Annotated in this window: 17 protein-coding genes; 9 read left to right on the top strand and 8 right to left on the bottom strand. The window is 69.8% G+C overall.

Going from position 1 to position 21350, the window contains the following annotated elements; translation table 11 throughout:
• Positions 1–40 precede the first annotated feature (40 nt).
• Entirely contained in the window at positions 41–2551 is a 2511-nt protein-coding gene (locus AB0M88_RS34295; protein ID WP_364109958.1) for a tetratricopeptide repeat protein, read from the top strand.
• A gap of 158 nt (positions 2552–2709) precedes the next feature.
• Here the strand turns inward: AB0M88_RS34295 and AB0M88_RS34300 are convergent, their stop codons facing one another.
• Positions 2710–3738, bottom strand: a complete 1029-nt coding sequence (locus AB0M88_RS34300; RefSeq protein WP_364109901.1) for a LacI family DNA-binding transcriptional regulator — start codon at positions 3736–3738, stop codon at positions 2710–2712.
• A gap of 178 nt (positions 3739–3916) precedes the next feature.
• On the opposite strand from AB0M88_RS34300, the gene AB0M88_RS34305 reads away from it, so the two are divergent.
• From AB0M88_RS34305 to galT, 5 genes are read left to right on the top strand one after another with little or no spacing between them, the layout of a single operon-like run.
• On the top strand, positions 3917–4822 hold the full coding sequence (locus AB0M88_RS34305; RefSeq protein WP_364109903.1) for a sugar ABC transporter permease: 906 nt from the start codon (positions 3917–3919) through the stop codon (positions 4820–4822).
• A 1-nt stretch (position 4823) separates the two neighbouring features.
• Positions 4824–5741 carry a carbohydrate ABC transporter permease gene (locus AB0M88_RS34310; protein ID WP_364109905.1) on the top strand — a complete coding sequence of 306 codons (918 nt, stop codon included), beginning with the start codon at positions 4824–4826 and terminating at the stop codon, positions 5739–5741.
• A gap of 28 nt (positions 5742–5769) precedes the next feature.
• Positions 5770–7116: a sugar ABC transporter substrate-binding protein gene (locus AB0M88_RS34315; RefSeq protein ID WP_364109907.1), complete on the top strand. Its 1347-nt coding sequence runs from the start codon at positions 5770–5772 to the stop codon at positions 7114–7116.
• 51 nt (positions 7117–7167) lie between these two features.
• The gene (locus AB0M88_RS34320; RefSeq protein WP_364109909.1) at positions 7168–9138 is read left to right on the top strand and encodes a beta-galactosidase; all 1971 of its coding nucleotides are present in this window, start codon (positions 7168–7170) and stop codon (positions 9136–9138) included.
• Positions 9135–10256 carry a galactose-1-phosphate uridylyltransferase gene (galT, locus tag AB0M88_RS34325; RefSeq protein WP_364109911.1) on the top strand — a complete coding sequence of 374 codons (1122 nt, stop codon included), beginning with the start codon at positions 9135–9137 and terminating at the stop codon, positions 10254–10256. The genes AB0M88_RS34320 and galT overlap by 4 nt, the downstream gene beginning before the upstream one ends.
• Positions 10257–10265: 9 nt before the next feature.
• Here the strand turns inward: galT and phoU are convergent, their stop codons facing one another.
• From phoU to AB0M88_RS34350, 5 genes are all read right to left on the bottom strand, one after another.
• A complete protein-coding gene (gene phoU / locus AB0M88_RS34330) occupies positions 10266–10916 on the bottom strand; it encodes a phosphate signaling complex protein PhoU (RefSeq protein ID WP_364109913.1) in 651 nt (216 codons plus the stop codon).
• An 892-nt stretch (positions 10917–11808) separates the two neighbouring features.
• Complete coding sequence (locus AB0M88_RS34335) at positions 11809–12087, bottom strand: transposase (protein ID WP_364109915.1); 279 nt, start codon at positions 12085–12087, stop codon at positions 11809–11811.
• Positions 12088–12494: 407 nt separating this feature from the next.
• Positions 12495–12683: a hypothetical protein gene (locus AB0M88_RS34340; RefSeq protein ID WP_364109917.1), complete on the bottom strand. Its 189-nt coding sequence runs from the start codon at positions 12681–12683 to the stop codon at positions 12495–12497.
• Between the two features lie 636 nt (positions 12684–13319).
• The gene (locus AB0M88_RS34345; protein WP_364109919.1) at positions 13320–14774 is read right to left on the bottom strand and encodes an aldehyde dehydrogenase family protein; all 1455 of its coding nucleotides are present in this window, start codon (positions 14772–14774) and stop codon (positions 13320–13322) included.
• A gap of 66 nt (positions 14775–14840) precedes the next feature.
• Positions 14841–15647 carry an IclR family transcriptional regulator gene (locus AB0M88_RS34350; protein WP_364109921.1) on the bottom strand — a complete coding sequence of 269 codons (807 nt, stop codon included), beginning with the start codon at positions 15645–15647 and terminating at the stop codon, positions 14841–14843.
• A gap of 58 nt (positions 15648–15705) precedes the next feature.
• On the opposite strand from AB0M88_RS34350, the gene AB0M88_RS34355 reads away from it, so the two are divergent.
• The gene (locus tag AB0M88_RS34355; protein WP_364109923.1) at positions 15706–17163 is read left to right on the top strand and encodes an aldehyde dehydrogenase family protein; all 1458 of its coding nucleotides are present in this window, start codon (positions 15706–15708) and stop codon (positions 17161–17163) included.
• Here AB0M88_RS34355 and AB0M88_RS34360 read toward each other — a convergent pair.
• Together AB0M88_RS34360 and AB0M88_RS34365 are read right to left on the bottom strand one after the other, a co-directional pair.
• On the bottom strand, positions 17126–17824 hold the full coding sequence (locus AB0M88_RS34360; protein ID WP_364109925.1) for a methyltransferase domain-containing protein: 699 nt from the start codon (positions 17822–17824) through the stop codon (positions 17126–17128). The two genes, AB0M88_RS34355 and AB0M88_RS34360, sit on opposite strands and share 38 nt — an antisense overlap.
• A complete protein-coding gene (locus AB0M88_RS34365) occupies positions 17817–18608 on the bottom strand; it encodes an isocitrate lyase/phosphoenolpyruvate mutase family protein (RefSeq protein WP_364109927.1) in 792 nt (263 codons plus the stop codon). The genes AB0M88_RS34360 and AB0M88_RS34365 overlap by 8 nt, the downstream gene beginning before the upstream one ends.
• A 62-nt stretch (positions 18609–18670) precedes the next feature.
• Here AB0M88_RS34365 and AB0M88_RS34370 point away from each other — a divergent pair, with 62 nt between their 5' ends.
• On the top strand, positions 18671–18877 hold the full coding sequence (locus AB0M88_RS34370) for a hypothetical protein (RefSeq protein ID WP_364109930.1): 207 nt from the start codon (positions 18671–18673) through the stop codon (positions 18875–18877).
• Between the two features lie 341 nt (positions 18878–19218).
• Positions 19219–19650 (top strand): nitroreductase/quinone reductase family protein, encoded by a 432-nt coding sequence (locus AB0M88_RS34375; RefSeq protein WP_364109932.1) that lies wholly within the window; start codon positions 19219–19221, stop codon positions 19648–19650.
• Positions 19651–21350 lie beyond the last annotated feature (1700 nt).

A 21350-nucleotide genomic window follows, 5' to 3' on the forward strand; every position in this document is an offset into this window, starting at 1 on the left:
GATTCGAGCGGTCTGCGAGGGCGGGGGCGAGGCCGGCGTGATGCCTCCCGATCCGGGTCTGGCCACCACGCTGGACGGCCTGGTGGGCCGGCTCCGCATGCTGAGGGCCTGGGCGGGCAACCCGTCGTACGACGCGATCAAGGCCGGGGTCAACGCCGGCTGGGCCGCTTCCGGCCGTCCCGCCGGAGAGCGGGTCGGTAAGTCCACGATCGTGGATTGTTTCCGGCCCGGGCGCCGCCGGCTCAACGCGGATCTGGTGCTCGCGGTGGTCCGGGTGCTGCATCCCGACGTCGGCTACGTCGCCCATTGGCAGCAGATGCTGCGGATCGTCTCGGGCGAGACCGACGCCGCCGCGCAGGTCCGGGTGCACGACGCGCTGCCCCGGGAGACCACCGGATTCACCGGGCGGGAGCTCGAACTCGACCGTCTCTACCGCGCTCTGCGAGCTCGGCCCGCCGGGCGTACGGTCGTGATCTCGGCGATCGCCGGGATGGCCGGCGTGGGTAAGACCCAGCTCGCCGTGCACGCGGGTCATCATCTGCTGCGCTCGCGGCGGTTCGATCACGTGCTCTTCGCCAACCTCCGCGGCTTCGACCCCGATCCGGCGCAGCCGCCCGCCGACCCGGCCGCCGTGCTGGACGGCTTCCTCCGCCTCCTCGGGCTGAACGGCCGGGACGTCCCGCACGATCTGGACGGCCGGGTGGCCCTCTACCGGGCTCGTCTGGCCACCCGGAGCGCCCTGATCATCCTGGACAACGCCGCCGGCACCAGCCAGATCCGGCCGCTGCTGCCCGGCTCGCCGACCTGTCCGGTGCTCGTGACCAGCCGCCGTGTGCTCGACGATCTCCCGGGCGCGACCCACCTGAGCGTCGGCGTCTTCACGGCCGGGGAGGCCGAGGCCTTCCTGTCCCGGGCGGCGCCCGGGTTGCCGACCGGGAACGACCCCACGGCCACCAGCCGGATCGCGCGGCGGTGCGGCTACCTGCCGCTCGCGCTCGGGCTGATGGCCGGGCACCTGCGGGCCAAGCCCGGGTGGAGCCTGGCCGACCATGCCGACTGGCTCGACGAGCGCCATGCCGACCGGCGCCTCGAGTCCGGGGTCGAGCTGGCGCTGGACGTCTCCTATCAGCACCTGCCGGAGAGCCGCCGGCGCCTGCTGCGGCGCCTGGTGCTCCATCCGGGCCCCGATTTCGACGTCCACGCGGCCGCGGCCCTGGCGGACGGGGAGGCGGAAGCCGACCTGCGGCGGTTGAGCGACGACCACCTCCTGCTGCGGGCGAGTCTCGGCCGCTACGCCTTTCACGACCTGGTCCGGATCTTCGTCTCGACCCGCGCTCACGACGAGGACCGCCCGGCGGACCGTGATGCCGCCCTGACCCGGCTGTTCGAGCACTACCTGAACAGCGCCGGGGCGGCCGCGCACACGCTGTATCCGGCCAACGTGGACCAGCCGGGCGGCCGGTTCCCGGCCGGGCTCACCGACCCGCACCAGGCCTGGGCGTGGCTCGACGGCGAGAGATCGTCCCTGGTCGGCGTGGTCGCCCACATGGCCGGTCACGGCTGGCCGCGGCACGCCGTCCGACTGTCCCACATGCTGTTCCGATATCTGGACGCCAGTCGGCTGAGCAAGGCGGTGACCATTCACGAGCACGGCCTGGCCGCCGCCCGGCGGACCGGTGACCGGTCGGCCGAGGCCCACGCCCTGGTCGACCTGGGCGTCGCCAAGTGGCGGTTGCGCCGCGACCAGGAAGTGATCGAGCACTACGAACAGGCCCGCGATCTGTTCCATCGCACCGGCGACAAGGCCGGAGAGGCTCGTGCGATCGGCAACCGCGGCCTCCTGGAGGAGACGCGGGGCAACTACCGGCTCGCCGCCGGGTACTACCGGCAGGCCCTGGTCCTGGGCCGGGAATCCTCGAGCCCGAAGCTCGAAGGCCTGGCGCTGAGCAACCTCGGCCGGGTGGAGGGACGCCTGGGCCTCCTCGAGATCGCGTCGGAGCACTGTGCGCAGGCCGTCGCCCGGAGCCGGGAGAGCGGCGACCACGAGGCCGCGGTCGGATCGTTGAACGACCTCGGTGCCATCGAGACCCGGGCCGGTCGCTACCGGCAAGCGGCCGGGCACCTGCACGAGGCGCTGATGGTGCGGCGCCGCAACGGTTACCGGGCCGGGGAGGCGCAGGTCCTGACCAACCTCGGCCGGCTGCACACCTGCCTGGGCGAGCCGGAAGAGGCAGCCGAGCATCATCGCCGGGCGCTGGTCGTCTATCGCGAGATCGGCAACCGGGAGGACGAGTGCCAGGCGCTCAACGGGCTCGGTGAGGCCTGCACGGACCCGCGGGAAGCCGCCCGGCACCACGAGGCCGCCCGCGCCGTCGCCGCCGAGGTGGGCAACCGCGAGGAACTGGCCCGCGCCCACGCCGGCCTCGGACATGCGTACCGGCGGATGGCCGACGAGATTCGGGCCAAGGATCAGTACGAACGGGCCCTCGGGCTCTACACCGAGCTCGATGTGCCCGAGGCCGAGGCGATTCGCGCCGCGCTGGACGGCTGAGGGCGGACGGAATCGGTCGGGATTCCCGTTTCGGGGCCGGGCGCGCCGCACCCTTGACGCGACGGGCGACGACAGGGAACGAGCCGGCACGGGGGACAGGGCGGGCGGGCCCTGGTGCCGGTCGTCGTCGCCCGCTCCAGCAGCGGCCGGCCTGAGGGTCAGCGCCCGGGTGGGGGAGCGGTGCTGGCCCGGGGGATCAGGGTGGTCGGGACGAGCACGGTGCCGGCGTCGACCGGCTCGTGCCGGATCTGCCGCAGCATGGCCTCCACGCAGCGGCGGCCCACCTCGGCGAAGTCCTGGTGCACGGTGGTCAGCGGCGGAAGGTAGGAGCTCGCGTCCGGGATGTCGTCGAAGCCGGCCACGCTGACCTCCTCCGGGACCTTGCGGCCGCGTTCGGCCATGGCCCGGAGTACGCCGAGGGCCATCTGGTCGTTGGCCGCGAACACCGCCGTGCATTCCGGCTCGTCGGCCAGCCGGAGCCCGGCCCGGTAGCCCGACTCGGCCGACCAGTCGCCGCGCTCGACCGGCGGGATCTCGCGGCCGGCGTCGGTCAGCACCTCGCGCCAGGCGCCGGCCCGGCGCTCGCTCGCGAACGACTCGGCCGGGCCGGTCACGTGCCACACCGTACGGTGGCCGAGGCCGAGCAGGTGCCGGACCGCCTGCCGGGCCCCGTCGGCCTGGTCGGTGTCGACGACCGGGTAGCGGTCGCCGGCGTCCGAGTCGACGACCACCACCTGCACGCCCGGCGGCAGGGTCAGGTTGGCCGCGTCGAGGAGGTGCACCTCCATGATCACGATGATGCCGTCGACCGCGAGCTCGCCGAGCCGGGTGAACGCGCCGAGCACGCCGTCCTGGGTCGGAACGGCGACCGGGATCAGCGTGATGGCGTAGCCCTCGTCGGCGGCGTGGGTCGCGATCGCCTCCACGGTGCGGCTGTTGCCGGTGGTGGCCAGCGTGAACAGGATGACGCCGAGGGTGCGGAACTCGCCCCGTTTCAGGGCCCGCGCGGCGCTGTTGGGGCGGTATCCGAGCTCGGCCATCGCGTCGAGCACCTGGCGGCGGGTCGTCTCGACGACGCCGGGGTGCCCGGTGGAGACCCGGGAGACGGTCTGCGAGGAGACGCCGGCCAGGCGCGCGACGTCGGCCATCGATACGCGTCGACCGGGGCGGCTAGCTGCTGCGGTCATCGCCGGTTGCTCCTTGACGATCTGTTCACGCGGTGAAACTATCACCACGATGTTTACGTAAACATCACGCCCGTCCCCGGAATGTAACATGCCAGGTGGGCAGCGTAAGTTATCGATGTTTGCGCAAACATGGCGAAGCGGCCGAGGCGACGCGGTCCGGCCGGAAGGATGAGGTCACATGGCAGTCCCGCAACTCGCCACCCGCCCCGCGCGGGCGGTGAGACATCGGCGCAGCTGGGCCGGCTGGCAGTTCGTCGGCCCGTTCATGGTCGTGTTCGCGCTGGTCTTCCTGGCCCCGATCGCGTACGCGATCTATCTGAGCCTCTATCGCAACCGGCTCATCGGCGGGAACTCGTTCGTCGGCCTCGACAACTACCAGAAGGTGCTGCACGACCCGCAGTTCTGGTCGGCGTTCGGCCGGGTCGCGCTGTTCCTGGCCGTCCAGGTGCCGATCATGCTGTTCCTGGCCCTGCTGGTCGCGCTGGCGATCGACAGCGGACGGCTCTACGGCGCCGGCTTCTTCCGGGTCGCGATCTTCCTGCCGTACGCGGTGCCGGCCGTGGTCGCGGCGCTGATGTGGGGCTTCATGTACGGCGCCCGGTTCGGCCTGGTCGGCAACCTGAGCGACTTCCTGCACGTCCAGTTGCCCGATCCGCTCAAGCCCAGCCTGATCCTGGCGTCGATCGGCAACATCACGACCTGGGAGTACGTCGGCTACAACATGCTGATCTTCTATTCGGCGCTGCGGGTCGTGCCGAAGTCGCTCTACGAGTCGGCCGAGATCGACGGGGCCGGCCAGTTCCGGATCATCCGGTCGATCAAGCTGCCACACATCCGGGGCGCCCTGGTCATCGCCACGATCTTCTCGGTGATCGGCAGCTTCCAGCTGTTCAACGAGCCCAGCATCCTCAAGGACCTGGCGCCCAACGCGATCACCACCTACTTCACCCCCAACTTCTACGCCTACTCGCTGACGTTCTCGGGTCAGGAGTTCAACTACTCGGCCGCCGTCGCGGTCGTGATGGCGGTGCTCACGATGATCGTCGCGTACGTCGTGCAGCTGCGCGGCTCCAGGGAGCGCTGACATGACGACTACGACACGCGTTCCCCTGCGTACCGGGCTTTCCGATGTGAGCGGAAGCGAACCGGCCCGGCGCAAGCGCCGCGGAAGCATCACGCTGACCGCGCTCACCGCGCTGGTCGGCCTCTACGCCCTGGTGCCACTGGCCTGGCTGGTCATCAACGCGACCAAGACCCAGGACGGGCTGTTCACGTCGTTCGGGCTGTGGTTCGACAACGGGCATTTCGCGCTCTGGGACAACCTGCGCGACACGTTCACCTACGACCACGGCATCTATCTGCGCTGGCTCGGCAACACGCTCTTCTACGTCGTGGTCGGCGCCGGCGGCGCGACGTTCCTCGCGGTGCTCGCCGGCTACGGCCTCGCGAAATTCGATTTCCCGGGGAAACGCGCGGTTTTCGGTACGGTCATCGGCGCGGTCGCGGTGCCGCCGAGTGCGCTGGCCGTGCCGACGTTCCTGATGTTCTCCAAGCTCGGCCTCACCAATACGCCGTGGGCCGTGATCATCCCGTCCCTGATCGTGCCGTTCGGTCTGTATCTGATGTGGACCTTCGCGACCGAGGCCGTTCCGGCCGAGATGCTGGAGGCCGCGCGGGTCGACGGCGCGAGCGAGATGCGCACCTTCTTCCGGATCAGCGTGCCGCTGCTCGCTCCCGGAATTGTGACCGTGCTGCTGTTCAGCATGGTCGCGACGATGAACAACTACCTCCTCCCGCTGATCATGCTGAAGAACCCGGACTGGTATCCGCTCACGGTCGGCCTGAACTCCTGGAACGCGCAGGCGACCACGGCCGGCGGCCAGGCGGTGTTCAACCTGGTGATCGCCGGTTCTCTCATCATGATCGTGCTTCTGCTGGCCGCGTTCCTCACGCTCCAGCGGTACTGGCAGTCCGGCTTGGCCGCCGGAAGCGTCAAGGAATGATCCCCGGTTTCGGGAAAGGAAAATGAGAATGCCCCGGTTTCTGAAAGTTGCCGCGGCCGCGACGGCGGCCATGTTGGCTCTCGCCGCTTGCGGTTCGTCCGACGACTCCTCCTCCTCGTCCACCGGCTCCGGCTCGGGCTCCTCCGGCGTCTCGGACGCCGACGTCCAGGCCGCGCTGCAGAAGGGCGGCAACCTGACGGTGTGGGCGTGGGAGCCCACGCTCAAGCAGGTGGTCGCGAAATTTCAGGAGAAATACCCGAACGTCAAGGTGAACCTGGTCAACGCCGGCACCGGCAATGATCAGTACACGGCGCTGCAGAACGCGGTCGCGGCCGGCAAAGGCGTGCCCGACGTCGCGCAGATCGAGTACTACGCGCTGCCGCAGTTCGCGCTCGGCAAGGCGCTGACCGACCTCGGTCCGTACGGCGCGTCCAGCCTGAAGGCCGACTTCACCCCCGGCCCGTGGAACTCGGTGCAGAACGGCGGCAAGGTTTTCGGCCTGCCGATGGACTCCGGCCCGATGGCGCTCTATTACAACAAGGACGTCTTCGACAAGTACGGCATCAAGGTTCCGACGACCTGGCAGGAATACCTGGACGCGGCCCGCAAGCTGCACAAGGCCAACCCGAAGGCGTACATCACCAACGACACCGGCGACGCCGGCTTCGTCACCAGCATGATCTGGCAGGCCGGCGGCAAGCCGTACCAGGTCGACGGCACCAACGTCACGATCAACTTCACCGACCCCGGCGCGACCCAGTTCACGCAGGTCTGGCAGCAGCTGATCAGCGAGAAGCTGCTCGCGCCGATCTCGTCCTGGAGCGACCAGTGGTTCCAGGGCATGACCAACGGCTCGATCGCCACCCTGACCACCGGCGCGTGGATGCCGGCCAACTTCGTCTCCAGCGCCCCCAGCGGCTCCGGCAAGTGGCGGGTCGCCGACCTGCCGCAGTGGCAGGCCGGGGGCACGGCGTCGGCCGAGAACGGCGGCTCGTCGCTCGCGATCATGGACAAGGGCGGCAACAAGGCCCTGGCCTACGGATTCATGAAGTACGCCGACGACGGTGACGGCGTGCAGGTGCGCGTCGACAACGGTGCCTTCCCGGCCACCACCGCGCAGCTGAACTCGCCGGCGTTCCAGAACACCGAATTCAAATACTTCGGTGGGCAGAAGGCTAACCAGATCTTCGCCAAGTCGGCCCAGAACGTGGTGACCGGATGGAGCTACCTGCCGTTCCAGGTCTACGCCAACAGCGTCTTCAACGACACGGTCGGTAAGGCGTACGTCTCCTCGACGTCGCTCGCCGACGGGCTCAAGGCGTGGCAGGACCAGAGCGCGAAGTACGGCAACGAGCAGGGCTTTACCGTCAAGTGAAGTCCCAGGGGGCCCGCTTCCGGCGGGCCCCCTGTGGTTTAAGGAGCTTGTGTGACAACCCCCCGCTGGCTTCGCCGCACCGGCACACCCCGCCTGGAATTCGGCGCCGACTACAACCCGGAGCAGTGGCCGCGTTCGGTCTGGGACGACGACATGAAGGCCATGAAAGCGGCCGGCGTGACCATCGTTTCGCTCGGCATCTTCTCGTGGGCCCGGCTCGAGCCGTCGTCCGGCGATTTCGAGTTCGGCTGGCTCGACGAAATCATGGATCTGCTGCACGCCAACGGAATCCTGGTCGACCTGGCCACCGCGACCGCCTCGCCGCCGCCCTGGCTGACCACCGCCTATCCGTCGGTCCTGCCCGAATCCTCCGACGGCCGGGTCATCTCGCCCGGCGGCCGTCAGCATTGGCGGCCGACGTCGCCGATCTTCCGGTCGCACGCGCTGCGCCTGGTGCGCGCGATGGCCGAGCGCTACGGCTCGCATCCCGCGCTGGCCGCCTGGCACGTCTCCAACGAACTGGGCTGCCACAACGTCTACGACTACTCGTCCGACGCGGCCACGGCGTTCCGGGTGTGGCTCCGGGCGCGGTATTCGACATTGGACGCGCTGAATGCCGCGTGGGGGACATCGTTCTGGTCGCAGCACTACGGTTCGTGGGAGGAGATCCTGCCGCCCCGGCTCGCCGCGACCCACCCCAATCCGACCCAGCAGCTGGATTTCAAGCGTTTCTCCTCGGACGCGCTGCTCTCCTATCTGCGAGATGAGCGGTCCGTCCTGCGGGAACTGACCCCCTCGGTGCCGGTGACCACGAACTTCATGGTCATGGGGGAGACCAAGGGCATGGACTACGCCTCCTGGGCCTCGTCCGTCGACTTCGTGTCCAACGACCACTACGTCATTCCCGGTCCGCAGGCGCGCGACGAACTGTCGTTCTCGGCCAACCTGACCGGCAATCTGGCCGGTGGCCGGCCGTGGTTCCTGATGGAGCATTCGACCAGCGCGGTCAACTGGCAGCCGGTCAACGTGGCGAAGAAGCCGGGAGAACTCGCCCGCGATTCGCTGACCCACGTCGCCCACGGCGCCGACGCGGTCTGCTATTTCCAGTGGCGGCAGTCGTCCGCGGGCGCCGAGAAATACCACTCGGCGATGGTTCCCCACGCGGGCACGGATTCCGCGGTGTTCCGCGACGTGGCTTCGCTGGGGGAGCGGTTGCGGTCGCTGCCTTCGGTCGCGGGCGTTTCCCGTACGCCGTCGCCGGCCGCCATCCTGTTCGACTGGACGTCGTGGTGGGCGGCCGAACTCGATTCGCATCCGTCGTCCCGTCTGCGCTACCGGCAGGAGGCGCTGGACTGGTATTCCGCGTTCCTCGACCTCGGTGTGCGGGCCGATGTGGTCCCGGTCGACGCGGACCTGTCCTCCTACTCCGTGGTCGTGGCGCCGATGCTCTACGTCGTCCCCTCCTCGCTGGCCGCGCGGCTGTCGGCCTACGCCTCGGAGGGCGGCCACCTGATCACGACGTACTTCTCGGGGATCGTCGACGAGAACGACCACGTCTGGCTCGGGGGCTATCCGGGGGCACTGCGGTCGCTGCTCGGCATCCGGATCGAGGAGTTCGCGCCGCTGCTGGACGACGAGCAGGTGGCCCTCGACAACGGCACGACCGGCACCCGGTGGACCGATCGCATCGACGTGGTGGACGCCGAGATTCTCGCCTCCTACAAGACCGGTGAGATGGCGGGGCGGGCCGCGGTGACCCGTCGTGCCGCCGGGACCGGCTCGGCGGCCTATGTCTCGACCCGGCTCGGGCCGGACGGACTGGTGCCGGTGCTGGACACCCTGCTGTCGCGGGCCGGCGTGGTCAGCGAGCTGCCGGCCGAGTTGCGCGGCCGGGTCGAGCTGGCCGTCCGGGGTCCGGTCCGGTTCTACATCAACCGCACCGACCTGCCGGTCGAGCTGACCGGCATCCCCGGGGCGCCCGCGGTGCTCGGCCCGCGCGAGGTGGCGGTGGTCGGCGCATGACGGCGGACGTCGGGCACCGGGTGCGGAAGACGTCGCGCCGCATGGCGGACGGCCGGGAGATCATCTACTTCGATGACACGGAGCCGTTCGCCGACCGGTCGGCGGTTGACGGGCGGCCGTTGGGCCCGGTCGCCGGCGGATCGGCGGAGATGCGGTACGACCCGCTGACCGGCGAATGGGTGGCGATCGCGGCCTACCGCAACGACCGCACGTTCATGCCGCCGGCCGACCAGGATCCGCTCGCGCCCACGTCGCCGGGAGGCTTTCCGACCGAGATCGCCGAAGCGTCCTACGACGTGGTGGTGTTCGAGAATCGGTTCCCGTCCTTCTCCCCGCGCGCCGAAGGGGAGCCCGGCGCGGTGGACGGGGACCCGCTGTGGCCGGTCCGGCCCGCCTTCGGGCGCACCGAGGTGGTGTGTTTCTCGTCCGCTTCGGCTGGGTCGTTCGGGTCGTTGTCGGTGTCCCGGGCGCGGACGGTCATCGAGGCGTGGGTCGATCGCACGGCCACCCTGGGCCGGATCGACGGCGTCGAGCACGTGTTCATCTTCGAGAACCGGGGACGGCAGATCGGGGTGACGCTGCCCCATCCACACGGGCAGATCTATGCGTTCCCGTTCGTGCCGCCGAAGGTCGCGCGGATGCTGGACATGGCGCGGCGGCACCGTTCGTCCACCGGAGGCAATCTGTTCCGCGACATTCTCGACGCCGAGCGCCGGGCCGGAACGCGCGTGGTCGCGTCGTCGGAACACTGGACCGCGTATGTTCCGGCGGCCGCTCGCTGGCCCGTCGAAGTGCACGTGGCGCCGCACCGGGACGTGGCCGATCTGACGGCCCTGTCCGGCTTGGAAAGGGACGACCTGGCCCGGTTGTACGGCGACATTCTGCGACGGCTCGATCGTTTCTACGAAGGGGACGATCCACTCCCGTACATCTCCGGGGTTTTCCAAAGCCCGACCCGCACCGACCGTGACCTTTTCCGCCTGCATCTGCAGGTGTTCTCGGTTCTGCGCGGGCCCGGCAAGCTCAAATATCTCGCCGGCGTCGAATCGGCGATGGCGTCCTGGGTGAGCGACACAACGCCGGAACGGACCGCCGCGCGGCTGCGCGAGGTCGCCTGACCGCGGGAGTTACGCCGGCTCGGCCGTCCTGCCGGCCGCCATCGAAATGACGTGGCGGCCCACATTGACGGCATGGTCGGCGTAACGCTCGTAATAGCGGCCCAGAAGCGCGCCGTCAACGGCGGCCTCGACGCCGAGCGGCCACTCGTGGCTGAGCATCACGCCGAACAACTCGCGGTGCAGCTCGTCCATCGCGTCGTCGTCGGCGTCGAGACCGGCCGCGAGCACCTGATCCTGATCGGCCAGAGCCGACACGATCTTGCCGGCCAGGTCGTCGGCCACCGCGGCCATCGAATGGAAAAGAACCGCCAACTCGGGGGCGACCGCGGGCTGCGGGTGCCGGCGCAAAGTGGCCCGGGCGACGTGCACGGCCAGCTCACCCATGCGGTCGAGGTCGGCGGCCGCCTGCAGCGCCGTCATGACGATCCGCAGGTCACCACCCACCGGATGGCGCAGCGCGACCACGTCGTAGACCCGGTCCTCGACGACCCGGTAGAGCACGTCGATCTCGGCGTCGCGAACGGTCACGCCGTAGGCCAGGTTCTGATCGGCGGCGAGCAGGGCGGCACTGGCCTGGCGCATCGCCTCGCGCACGGCCTTGGCCATGATGACCAGCGAGCTGCGAACACGGGTGAAGTCGTCCGGAAACTCCTCGCGCATGACCTCTCCCCGCGTTTATTCAGTGTCCGGTCACTCTATGTCCTGGCTTGCGTTTCCAGTAGTGCTCGCGCCGCGCCGGCGGGATCGGCCCAGGACTCTACGACGTTGACGCCCCGCTCCGGCAGGGAAGCGAGGCTTGTCCGAAATGCGGGATGCCGGGAGAGGGCGCGGTTGACCTCCTGGGGCGGCGGCGGTACGGCGGCCACGCGAGCGTCGTCACGCCGCCTCGGCGTTGAGGGTCGCCGATGTGTAGAGCAGCATCGCGAGGTGGCCGGGGTGGGACCGCGAGGGCGATCCGCGAGCAGGTCAGGCGCATGATCATTCCGGGTCGTTGTGAGGGGCGCCGACCGGGCAATGCAGCCCGCCGAGCCTGGTGAGGGTGTTACCAATGGCGGCCGGGTGGGTCGCGGCGTCGGCGGGCGAGTTCTTCCGGGTGACGGCGCCGGGTTCACGGCTCGGGTCGCGCCCTGGGCTGTACGGCGGCCGTTGAGTCCGATGGCGAGGGCTGTGCCGAGGACGGTGGCCAGGTCGGCAGCTGTCCAGTAGGCAGCCACGTGAACACGATGGGGAAGACGGCAGCGAGCAGGGGCACGGGCCGGAATCTCGCGAGAATTGGTCGAACTGGACGGCGGCGCTGGCTAGACCAGCCAGAGGTGACGGATGGGAAGGGCTCGAAGGCGGGCGAGACGACCAGCGGACAGATAGCCGACGGCCACCCCGAGCACGGCGGGGATGGCGTCAGCAGCAGGAAGGCTGGCGACACATCAATCGTTTCGGCTGCGCAAACACGTTAGGCAATCGACTGCCGCCGAACATCGGACATCTCGGGCTCCGTCCTCAGTGGAACACGGCTCACCTGCGCCGCCCGCCTAGACACCTTTGGGGTGGGGGGTCAGGGTGGTGCTGGTGGAGGTAGAGCCGTTGCGGTGAAGTAGCCGTCGATCGGGGCGGTGCGGTATTGCATACGTTTGAGGCGGTTTTTCACCGCGGTGGTGAGGTCGTTGACGGCGAGGTTGGCCAGGCTGCCTTTGATCGTCGGCCAGACGTTGTCGACCGGGTTGAGCTCTGGCGCGTAGGCCGGTAGCTCGTAGACGCGCGGCCAAGGCCGGGCGGCGATCGCCGCCCGGGTCGTGGGAGTCTTGTGCAGCGACAGGCGGTCCCGGACCAGCACGATCGGGGCGTGCAGCTGCTGGTGAGCGGTGTCCAGCAGCCGGATGAGCTCCGGCTCCCGGAAGCCCTTGGGTTCGCCTTTGCGCCCGATAAGTCAGGCTGCGGTGGATCAGCCGGCTGCGTTCCCCCGGCCGTAGCAGCAGAATCCGGCCACCGGCATCCGTATGGTGCCTTTGGTGGTCACCTTCACTACGGGTGTTTCGCCTTTGGGTGCCCAGGTGGTGGCCTTGTGGGCCTTCAGGGTTTGGCCGCACTTGTCGGCGAAGCAGATCCAGGCGGTCGAGCAGGCGGCGATTCTTTTACCGCCGGCCACTGATACCGGCGCCAGTGCGCGGTGGCCGGCTGGTCTCGCTCGATCGGCCGGTGGATCGGCAGCTGAGCGGTGAAGCCGAGCCGGCACATCGCCTGTCACGCGGTCGTGGTCGCGACCCGGATAGGGAACATCGTCGCGCTCAACGCCACGATCCGGGCCAACGTCCAGCGCTGGTCCTCGCGGTAGCCGGAGGCGGCCGGGCTCAGCTCGAGCCGAGCCTTGAGCCGGGCCGGCTGCTCGTCGGACAGGTTCGGGTCCGGCCCGGCCGGGCCACGCGAGGCCAACGCCTGCGCACCGCCGGCGACCCAGGCTGGCCGCCAATGATCCGCCGACTTCGTCGACACCTTTAGCAGCCCGGCTGCCTCGACTGCCGACCTGCCCTGCCCAAACAGCGCTGCCGCCCGCTGCCGCACTTGTTTCCGACGTTCTCGCTCCGCCTGGTCAATGCCACCGCCGTCGCCGTATCGCCTGCGACCAGCAGACCCGACGATCGACCTCCAAGACGATCACCCGCAAGCGTCACAGTGGATCAGACACAGACCCCCCAAAAGGTGTATAGACCGTGTGCCCCCGAGCCGGCTGTGCGCAGCCTGAACTCTGCGCGCGGCTCAGGCCCAACTCTGCGCGGCCTGGATCGACCGAGCGCCGCTGGGGCGGCCGAGCACGGCCGAGCACGGCCGAGCACGACCGGGACGACCTGCTGGCAAGCACAACCCACTGGCCGGAACGACCCCTTGGCGCGGGCGACCCGCCGATTGGGGCGGGCCGCCGGGTCGGGGGCGGCCTGTCTTGCGGTTCGCATTGGCCGGAGGGCGCGTGACGGCCTCGGGGCGCCGGAGTGCTTGCGCTGCTTGGCGGGACGCCGTTGTTGCGGTTGGTTACGGCGACGACGCGTACATCTGAAAGCGTGAGCAGACCGCTCAGAACGGATAGGTCGCGGCCTGGCTGCGGACGGTGATCCAGCGGGTTTCGGTGAAGGCGTCGATGTTAGCGCCGGCGCCGCCGAAGCGGGAGCCGGTGCCGGAGGCGGCGAGGCCGCCGAAGGGTGCGTTGGCCTCGTCGTTGACCGTCTGGTCGTTGACGTGGACGATTCCGGTCGGGATGCGGTCGGCGAGGGCGACGCCGCGCATCGCGTCCTGGGTGACGATGCCCAGGGAGAGGCCGTATTCGCTGGCCGTGGCCAGGGCGACCGCCTCGTCGAGGCTGCTGAACCGGGCGACCGGGGCGACCGGGCCGAAGATCTCGTGGGCGAAGGCCGGGGTGTCGGCGGTCGTGTCGGCGATGACTGTCGGTTGGTAGAAGAGGCGGTCGAACGAGCCGCCCGTGACGATGCGGCCGCCACCGGCCGTGACGAGGGCGTGTATCTTGTCGCGCTGGGTGGCGTCGATGACGGGACCGAGCGCTACCTCTTCGCGGGCCGGGTCACCGACCGGGAGCTTGGCCGCCTTGTCGGCGAGGCGCTGCACGAAGTCGTCGTAGATTCGCTCGTGCACCAGGTGCCGGCCGGTCGTCATGCAGATCTGGCCCTGGTGGAAGTAGCTGCCCCACGCGGCGAGCCCGACCGCCGCGTCGACGTCGGCGTCGTCGAGGACGATCATCGCCGAGTTTCCGCCGAGCTCGAGGTGGGCGCGCTTGAGGTGCTTCCCGGCCAGTTCGCCGACCCGCTGGCCGGCCCGGGTCGAGCCGGTGAACGAGATCACCCGCACCGCCGGGTGGGTGATCATCGCCTCGCCGACGTCGACGCCGCCGATCACCGTCTGTAGTAGACCGTCCGGGAGGCCGGCCTCCTGGAAGATCCGGGCCAGGATGAGACCGCCGGTCACGGCCGTGCGGGGGTCGGGCTTGAGGAGTACGGCGTTGCCGAGCGCGAGCGCGGGCGCAACCGACCGGATGCCCAGGATGATCGGCACGTTGAACGGGGAAATCACGCCCACGACGCCGGCCGGGTAACGCCGGGTCATCGACAGGCGTGGTTCTTCGCTCGGCACCAGCGAACCGTAGGGGCGGCTCGGCAGCGACGCGGCCTCGTAGCATTCCTGCTCGGCGACGTGCACCGCGAACCCGGCCATTCCGGGCACCGCGCCGACCTCGCGCACGTTCCACCAGGTGATCTCCTCGGCGTGCTCGGTCCACAGCGCGGCGGCCCGGCGAAGAACGGCGGCCCGCTGGGTGTGCGGCGTCGCGGCCCACTCACGCTGGGCGTTCGCTGCCGTACGGGCGGCCCGCGCGACATCGTCCGGCGTGGCCAGGGTGATCCGTCCGAGGGCCTCACCGGTGGCCGGCTCGACCACGTCGGAGCGTGAACCGGTGCCTGGGCCCCAGGCGCCGTCGGAGTAGATCAGGTCGTTCCATCGGGACTCGTCGAGCAGCGCCATCGGAGGCCTCCGTCCTTGTCGTGGCCCGAAACTAGGCCTCGGCCTCCGACTGGACAACAGCGTGTTTCAGCTGTTCGAACGGCGGTATCCCAGCTGGGTCGAAATGTCCTCGGCGGTGCGGCGGAGCGGGCGCTCGAGGCGGCTCACCACCGACTCGACCGACATCGTCCAGGTCGTCAGCTGGACGGCGACGTTGATCGCGGCGACCACGTGGCCCTCACGGTCGCGGATCGGGGCGGCGATCGAGCGGAGCCCGGGTGCGAGCTCCTCGTCGTTGACCGCGATGCCGGCCTGCCGCACCTTGGCCAGGGCGGAGACGAGCTGCTCGCGTACGGTAATGGTCTTGGGGCCTCGCCGCGCGAGGTCCATCCGGTCGAGCAGGGGCCGCAGGGCGATGGGGTCGCGGTACGCGAGCAGCACCTTGCCCATCGACGTGCAGTAGGCCGGCAGCCGCGACCCGACGTGCAGGTTGAGGTCGACCACCAGCCCGGCCGTGCGCCGGCTGCGGCGCCGTTCGACGTAGACGATGTCGGTTCCGTCGAGCACCGCCATGCTGGCCGCGCAGCCGGTCTCGTCGGAGAGCGTCTGCAGGTGCCCGGCCGCCACCCCGGTGAGCTCGAGCGAGCCGATCGCGGCGAATCCGAGATCGGCGACCTTGGGGCCGAGCGAGTATTTCCGGGTGTCCGGATCCTGTTGCAGGAAGCCGAGTTTCGTCATCGTCGCGACGTACCGATGGGTGGTGCTGCGGTTGAGCCCGACCGCCCGCGACAGGTCCGCGATGCCGATCACCGGGCCGCGGGTGGCGAACTCCGACAGGATGCTCAGCCCCCGCTCGAGGGACTGCGAGAACGACGCGCCCGATGGCTCGGTCATGGCGTTGCACTGTATCAGTGGGTGTTCCGGCTAGCGGAACATCGGTTAGGCTGCCGCGGTGACGCAGAAGGCCGACCTGTTCATCGATGGGTCGTGGGTGCCCGCCGTGAGCGGGCGGCGCTTCGACGACTTCGACCCGTGGGACCGGTCGGTGTTCGCCTCGGTGGCGTCGGGCGATGCCGAGGACGCGCGGCGGGCGGTCGAGGCGGCCCACGCGGCCTTTCCCGCGTGGTCTGGGTGGTCGCCCTCGGCCCGTCAGCAGATCTTTCTGCGGGCCGCTTCGCTTCTGTCGTCGAGGGCCGCCGCGGTCATTTCGCTGCTCGCCTCGGAGACCGGCTGCGGCCTGGTCTTCGCGCGAATGCAGATTGAATTCTGCCTCTCCCTGCTGCGGCAGGCGGCGGCTCTTCCGTACGCTTCGCCGGGCCATCTCGTTCCCTCGGATGTCCCGGGCACGCGGGCGATGGCGGTTCGGCGGCCGGTCGGCGTGGTGGCCGCGATCGCGCCGTGGAATGCGGCACTGGTTCTGGCCGGGCGCGCGATTGTCGGGCCGCTTGCCCTGGGCAACACGGTTGTTCTGAAGCCGTCCGAGGAGTCGCCGCTGACCGGGGGGACGTTCTGGGCGTCGCTGCTGGCCGAAGCCGGGCTACCTGCGGGCGTGTTGAACGTGGTCACCCACGCGTCCGGGGACGCCTCGATGATCGCGTCGGAGCTGGTGTCCCATCCGCTGGTGCGGCGGGTGAGTTTCACCGGGTCGACGGGGACCGGTCGCCGGCTGGCCGAACTGGCGGCGCGGCATTTGAAGCGGTCGGTTCTGCAGTTGAGCGGTTCCAATCCGCTGCTCGTATTGTCGGACGCGTCGTTGCCGCTCGCCATCGACGCCGCCACCTATGGCGCTTTCGTGCACCAGGGCGAGGTGTGCGTGTGCGTCCGGCGGATCATCGTGGACCGGGCGGTCGCTCCCGCGTTCATTTCCGGATTTGTCGAGCGGGTCGCGGCCTTGCCGGTCGGCGACCCGCGCGACCCTGCCACTGTGGTTGGGCCGTTGATCAACGAGTGGGCGCACGCGCTGATCTCGCGGCGGGTGGCCGAGGCGGTGTCGCTCGGTGCCACGGTGCTGACCGGCGGCTCGGCGGTCGGGCCGTGCTACCGGCCGACCGTGCTCACCGGCGTGCCGGCGGCGGCCGAGATCGCGTTCGAGGAGACATTCGGGCCGGTCGCGCTGATCGAGGTCGTCGACGGGCCGGACGCGGCGGTCGAGCGGGCCAACGCCTCCCGGTTCGGGCTGACCGCCGGGATCATCTCGGACGACGTCTACCGCGGACTCGACCTGGCCCAGCGCCTGTCGGCCGGCATCGTGCACGTCAACGACCAGACGGTCAACGACGAGCCGCAGATGCCGTTCGGCGGGGTCAAGGACAGCGGATGGGGGCGGTTCGGGCTCGGGTTCACGGCCGAGGACTTCACCGACCAGCAGTGGATCACGCTGCGGGACGGGCCCCGGGCGTACCCGTTCTGAGCCTGGCCTCGCCGTAGACCCACGACCAGCCGGTGTCGTCGTCCTGGCGGGTGACGCAGGTCCAGCCCAGGCGGTCGAGGTCTCGTTCCAGCTTTCTTCGATCGATGAAATTCTTGACGATGCGGAAGCTGGTGCCGTCGGTGAGGCGGCGCTCGACCGTCTCGTTCCCGACATATTTTTCCTTGGCCGGCTTGTCTCTTTCCTTGGCCGGCTTGTCGTCTTCCTCGGCCGGCTCGTCGACGAACAGAACTCTCGCGCTCCAGCCGGCCAGCCGTCCCCAGAACTCGTCGAATCTTCTTTCCGGCACATGCGACAGCCAGGCCGAGAAGAAGATCGTGTCGAACCGGGTCTCCGGGTGCCAGTCGAAGATGTCGGCGCGCTCGAAGGTGACGTTGGCGGCTTCTGTCCGACGACGCGCGATCTGCAGCGCCTCGGGCGCCGCGTCGACAGCCAGGACCTCGTCGGCATGCGCGGCCAGAGTTTCGGTCCACATGCCGGTGCCGCAGGCGATCTCGAGGACCCGGCCCTCCGGCCGCATTTCTTCCGTCAGCCGGGCGATCCGCCGCCGGGCGGCGCCGAGGTCACCGTACGAGGTGGCGTCGTACTCAGGCGCCCGGCGGCGGTAATAGGCGACCTGCTCGGCGAGCTCCGGATCAGTCATCGTCGCGGAACGCGGCTTCGCGCGCCTGCCGGGACAGCGCCCGGTCGAGATAGGTGCTGGTGCCGAGGTCGCGCAGCTCGGTGGCGGCCTCGGCCAGCGCCCCGTAGGCGGCCCAGGCGAGGCTGCCGCCGGTCGACACCCGCCGCACGCCGGCCCCGGCGAGCTCGGACACGCTCGGGCCGTTCCGCAGCGCGAGCACGTTGACCGGCGCGGCGACCTCGCGGACCACCCGCGCGATGTCGCCGAGGTCGCTCAGCCCGGGCGCATAGAGGCAGGCGGCCCCGGCATCCCGGTAGGCGACCAGCCGCGCGACCGTGTCGTCCAGCCCGCCGGCGCCGTAGAGGTGATTCTCGGCCCGCCCGGTCAGCACCACCCCGTGCCGGTCACACTCGGCGGCGGCCGCGGCGATCCGCTCGGCGGCGACGTCGACCGGATAGATGCTCTGCGAATCCGGGTCGTAGTCCTCGATCGACACCCCGGCGGCCCCGGCCTCGATCAGCATCCGCACCGTCGCGGCGACCCCGGCGGTGCCGGTGGCGTAGCCCCGCTCGGCGTCGACGGAGACCGGGATGCGCACGGCCGCGGTCAGGGTCGCCACGTGCGCCACCAGCTCGTCGCGGGTCACATGCTGATCGCCGCGGCCGAGCGAGGCGGCGAACCCGGAGCTCGTGGTCGCCAGCGCCGCGAACCCGAGGTGCTCCAGCACCCGCGCCGACGGAACATCCCACGGATTCGGGATCACAAAGGTGCCGGATTCATGCAGCTTACGGAAGGCTTCGCTCACCACAAGAGCCTAGCTTTCACCGGTCGACGACGCCGCTGGAGCTGCACTACGACCTCACCTACGTGATCGCCTTCGCGATCGCGCCCGAACAACTCGCCCATCAGATGAGCGAAGGACATGCGGCCCGGCGATCGGCGCCTGTGATGATCGGCATCGTCATCCTGGCATTCGGCCTGCCCGTCAGCTTCACGGCCGCCGCGGACAGCGCTGTGGCTCCGTCGTGGCGCAGACCGGATGGGCCCTGTCAGCGGTTCTCCCGCTGCCGCTGATCGTCACGGTCGGCGCCCTGCCGGCCACATCGCCGAACGCTTCAGCCTTCTCACCCTGGTCACACTCGGCGAGGTCATCGCGATACGCACACCTGCCGATGTTCGGGGCGATCGCGGCCGTGCGCGCGGGCCTACGCGTAGCGGCAACTGCAGTCGAGGACGTCAACGTCTCCATGCTGCGCATAGCTCTGTGCCAGTGACCTTCGCCGTCCCTGTACGGGCCGGCAGCCCCACCGATTCCTTTCCCCGGCGCGGGCGGTCCGCATGACCGAGGGTCCTCGGCTTCCCTCCTCCAACCCGAGCCACCGGTCACAGCCGATGCCGACAAATCAAGGAGAGCCATGGCGACCGTGCCGTCCGACGACGAGTTCCGGACCTACAACCAGGGCGTCATCAGGGAATTCCGCGCCAGTCACGGCAAGGTCAGCCAACCGCCGTTCCCGATCCTGCTGCTGACCACGACCGGAGCGCGCACAGGACGGCAGACCACCGTGCCGCTCAGCTTCGCCGTCGACGACAAGGGCCGCGTCTTCGTGGTCGGCTCCAAGGCAGGCGCCCCCAAACACCCGGCCTGGTTCCACAACCTGCGAGCCAACCCAGGCGTGACGGTCGAACTCGGCGACAGCACCTATCAGGCCCGAGCCGTCGTGACGGCCGGCGAAGAGCGCGACGACCTCTACCGCCTGGTCTCCGACGGCAGCTCAGCCTACGAGCAGAACACCGACCGGCTGTTTCCGGTAATAATCCTCGAGGGCGTCCCCGCCCCGGCCTGACCACCGCTCGCCGAGGGGCCCCGTGCCGGGTGGACCCGCAGCACCGCCGGTTCGATGGGCGCGGCGGCGCCGGCCACGACGGCGAACGTCTGCGAGTTCACGACCGCCGGTGCGGCAGCGCCTCTCTCCGTCGCGGGGGTCCAGTCCTTTCGCTCGACGACAGCCAGCGAAGACACTCGCCGCTGTCGCCAAGACCACGCAGCACCGGCCAACGCCCTGGCGACACCGCTACACGCAAGGCGAGGAGGGTTGAAGTTCGATCAGAAACGCATATCGTCGGCCGGAAATTCGATGGCCCTTTCGTCGCATCGATTTGGCATGATCGACACGCCGGTGGGGCTGACAATTCCCGATCCGGATGCGGGAAAATAGCTTATGGGGCAGCTCGAGTTCTTTCCCCGGTCGCAAGTGGCGTTGTGGCGTGACCGGACTGCGGCGCGCAGTTATTCGCCCGAGGCTGAGCAGTTTCGCCGGGAGCATGAGCGGCATCGTGAATGGGGTTTGCGGCAGCGTCATGGCCGGCGGGCGATGAACCTGCGTCTGTACGGTGATGTGGTCGCGCCGGCCGACCGCACCAGCGCCGGCCGGTCAACGGCGCCGTCCGCCGCGGTAGCCGACGCCGAGCGGTTGCCGGTTCCAGCTTTGAGCGGGGACGTTTCGTGCGGTCGAGGGCTCACCTGCGGTGGTGATGGTGAGAGCGGCGTGATCGATCCGGCCGATGCCACCGCTCCCGCAGGAACCACCACATGCGCTGACGAGACCGCACCTGCCGATCAGGCCGCATCCGCGGGTCGGGCCGCATCCGCCGACCGGGCCGTCTGGGCTGTTCGGGCCGTATCCGCCGGTCGGGCTGCTTCGGCCGGTCAGGCCGCATCCGCTGACCAAAACGCATCCCTCGGTCAGGCTGCAGGTGCCGATCGGGCCGGATCCCCAGACCAGGACATGTCCGCCGGTCAAACCATGTCTGCTGGCCAGGCCACATCCACCGGCCAGATCGACCTGGCTGATCGGGTTGAACGCTGCGGGCGAGCAGACAGGGCAGTACCCAGCTGGGCCGGTCAAGGCAGCACGGTGAGCAGTTGCCGGCGGGCAGACTGCCCAACGCCTTGGATCAGGTCACTCCGCCGATCGGGTCGGCGCCGCCGCTCAGGTCAGGCACGTCCTCCCGGTCGGCCAAGCCGGCTCCGTCGGGCGATCCCGTCGGCGCCGACGGGAGAAAGGGCGCCACCGCCGGCCTCAGCGTGGCTGACCTCGGGAGCGTGGCTGACCCCGGGAGCGTGGCTGACCCCGGGAGCGTGGCCGACCCCAGGGAGCGTCGCCCACCCCGGCGCCATCGCCGGCCCCGCGACCACTGGTCGACCGGGATCGATCCCGGGGCCACCCGCAGCCGTGGTGGCGGGATGGACCGCGGTTCGCTTGTCGCCGGCGCGGGCCCGTCGCTCGACCAAGCCGCCACGGTTGCCGAATGCGTGGCATCGCGTCTCCGGAAGGGCCGAGACAATGGTCCGGGTGATTGCCGAGTCCTGCCCTCAAGGGCACCTATAGGCAGCCACCTGAGTTTCGGCCAGAAGTGGCACTGTGCGCCGTTTCGACATGGGGGCCGGCGTCGGCGGAGAGTGATTCGGGGGCCGGGCGGCATGGCGTCGCGGGCGGGAATGCGGAACTCGGCCGGCCAGAACACCGAATTCGGCGGAGCGTCT

It is taken from the genome of Actinoplanes sp. NPDC051411, from assembly GCF_040682075.1.
Taxonomy (GTDB): Bacteria; Actinomycetota; Actinomycetes; order Mycobacteriales; family Micromonosporaceae; genus Actinoplanes.